The 2,507-nt window shown below is 38.9% G+C and carries 4 protein-coding genes; all 4 read right to left on the bottom strand.

Translation table 11 applies throughout. The annotated features are described in order from the left end of the window. Window positions 1–358, bottom strand: a 358-nt coding sequence (locus ACVPON_RS10040; protein ID WP_462878500.1) for a T7SS effector LXG polymorphic toxin, incomplete at its 3' end; no start/stop codon positions are given. Window positions 359–643: 285 nt separating this feature from the next. After that, window positions 644–853: an Imm59 family immunity protein gene (locus ACVPON_RS10035; RefSeq protein WP_462878501.1), complete on the bottom strand. Its 210-nt coding sequence runs from the start codon at window positions 851–853 to the stop codon at window positions 644–646. A gap of 323 nt (window positions 854–1,176) precedes the next feature. Beyond that, on the bottom strand, window positions 1,177–1,506 hold the full coding sequence (locus tag ACVPON_RS10030; protein WP_462878499.1) for an Imm59 family immunity protein: 330 nt from the start codon (window positions 1,504–1,506) through the stop codon (window positions 1,177–1,179). Further along, window positions 1,506–2,507 (bottom strand): TNT domain-containing protein (locus tag ACVPON_RS10025; RefSeq protein WP_462878498.1); only part of this gene is annotated, 1,002 nt, incomplete at its 5' end. The genes ACVPON_RS10030 and ACVPON_RS10025, both read right to left, overlap by 1 nt.

Below are 2,507 nucleotides of genomic sequence, written 5' to 3'. Positions count from 1 at the left end.
TGGTCTTGTGTTGTTCGTCTGCCTCATCCAATTTTTTGACCGCATCATCCAAAGTCTCCTCTGCCAGAACTGCTGTTGTAGAAGTTTCTTCAACAACATTCTGGAAGTCCGTAATCGTCTTGGAAAACTCAGAACCTAGAAATTCTAAGCCATTCTTTAAGCCAACGATTACAGGGTTATGGACATGATTGATTTCATTCGTAATCGCTGTCCCAACTTCCCCATACATGGAGTTGCTGGTGATGATGGCATTCATCCCACTTTTCGCAGTATCTAGCTGACTCTGGGCAGTTGACACCATCTTCATATAGGCTTCTTGTGCTTTCTGAAGTTCTGCGGTATCCACATAAAATCCCATTAGTCATCCTCCCTGTGCAAATAGGGTTCGTAATACCGGACAAAATCTTCACTACGCATAAAAGCAGTTGAGACTTGTTGCTGGGAAAGCTGTGTAGCCCGCAAAATATCCTCTGTGAACTGACTTTCCCACTCGTCACTATAGCCTTCAAAAGGTTTTTTGAGAGATATTCCTGAAATACAACTGCTTAAGAATGTTCATTCCCTGATTGGTTCTCTCTTCAGTAACATTTTGAAAATTATCCTACATTAAACACATTCTAAGGCCTCTATTGGATTATCATAGTCAGGCATCTGCTTTATCCCATAGTGGTGATGGATATTCTGAAGGCAATCCTAACTGTATATTCAGTTTATTAGATTCTATAACAAGTGCTAATTTTTCAAAAAAATCTTGTTTTGCACTTTCAAAATCACCATACTCTTTACTATGTCCAATGATATATGATCGTTCGTCTTTCCCATCAACATAAAATTTCCCATTTTTCTGATAAATATGAAATGCCTAAGGAAGTCGTTTATTTTCATCAAATAGGACGTAATGTAAGCTATCAAAATTGCATTTTTTGATTTCATCTTCGATAGCGTTCTTCCATTTCAAAATATTTTTTTCGTCCATTTACGCAATCTCCTTTAATAAACCAAGTAGTTCATAAACACTAACGCTCGTTCTAAACTGTATCTGAGTTCCACCGCCTTGTCCAAATACTTTAGCAATTTGTTCTTTTTTACATTAGCTAAGACATCTATTAGATTCCTATATTTTGATAGTCTTTCATCTTTATTTCTTGTTCTACAAAGTTATTCATAACTTCAATATCAGGCATCTGCTTTATCCCACAGTGGTGAAGAGTACTCTGGTGTTCTCCCCCTTCTTACAGATGCTCGATTCATTTTAACAGTAAGTTCTAATTTTTCCATAAAACAGGCCTTAGCGTCTTTAAAATTATCGAATTCTATTTTTTTATTATAGCTAGCTCTATCCATCGTAGCATATACTAAATAGAGATTAAGTTCATTATCAAAGTCAATTCTTACTTCCCACTCACCTGGTCTGTGGTCGTTAAAGATAGAATATCTCAGACTTTCATAACCTAATTCTTGAATTTCTAATAACAAATCTTGTCTTTCTTTATCTATATGTGACATCATTCCACCTCTTTTAATAAACCTAATATCTCATACCAATCAACCGATGTTCCCAATTTAATTTGAACACCTCCACCTTGACCAAACACTTTAGCTATTTGACCTTTCTGTGGATTTGCAATATCCTCCAATGTAAAATCAAACTTTTTCATAGCATCACTTAACTCTATTTTATCAATATCTGATAGCTTATAAAATGCTTCTTCTATATTTTCCCTTGTAATATCCTTCACCACCTCATATTGGTGGTAGGGTTGATAGCCTTCTGGATAAGGCAATCCACGGCTAGTATAAGGCAACATTTCCCCATTTTCAAGCGGACTGGTAAAGCGACCGCCATTGCCTCCGTATCGGTCAATCACTTGACCCGCTTTTAGATTGGCAGGTTGCGTGATAGGATTACCAGCACTGTCTGTCACAAAGCCATCCGCATTCGGCCATTTGATTCGACCTTCCGCATCTACAAAACTTCTTGAACGCACAGGTACAGGTTTCCCATCAATAATATCTGCCGATAAATATCCTCGTTTCCCATTTGGAAGTTCTACTCTCTCCGCAAAATACTTACCTTGTAAGGCATAGTCTTTACGGAGGTAGTCATCAAAATTCGAACTCTCTCTTGCCAGTCGGCTTTGTTTAAGATTTTCAAGAATCCGTTCTTTATCAAAGGTCTTCTCTGCCGTTCTTGCCACCTCATCCACATGTTTACTAGAGAAGTTCATCACCTCACGCAGCGTCTTGCTCTCAACGCTAAAGGCAGACAGTGAGCCTACTTCATCCGCAAAGGAAAGTGCTTCCCGACGGAGGCCAGCTGGAATTCGGGTATCTAATAATTTCTCCCCAAATTGACGAATGACAGGATTGCTCTTAGCTAGGATATTGTCAACCTTTGAGCCCCACTTTTCGACAGTTGCGAGGAGCCTTGCCTTGGTACTGCTTTTGGCTAAGCCAATCATCTCAGCTGCCTTAGCTCCAAGCTTCGTCCCCTTAGCCATCTTACC

The organism is Streptococcus sp. 1F3 (assembly GCF_054968985.1).
This window is presented reverse-complemented; position numbering and strand designations above follow the sequence as displayed.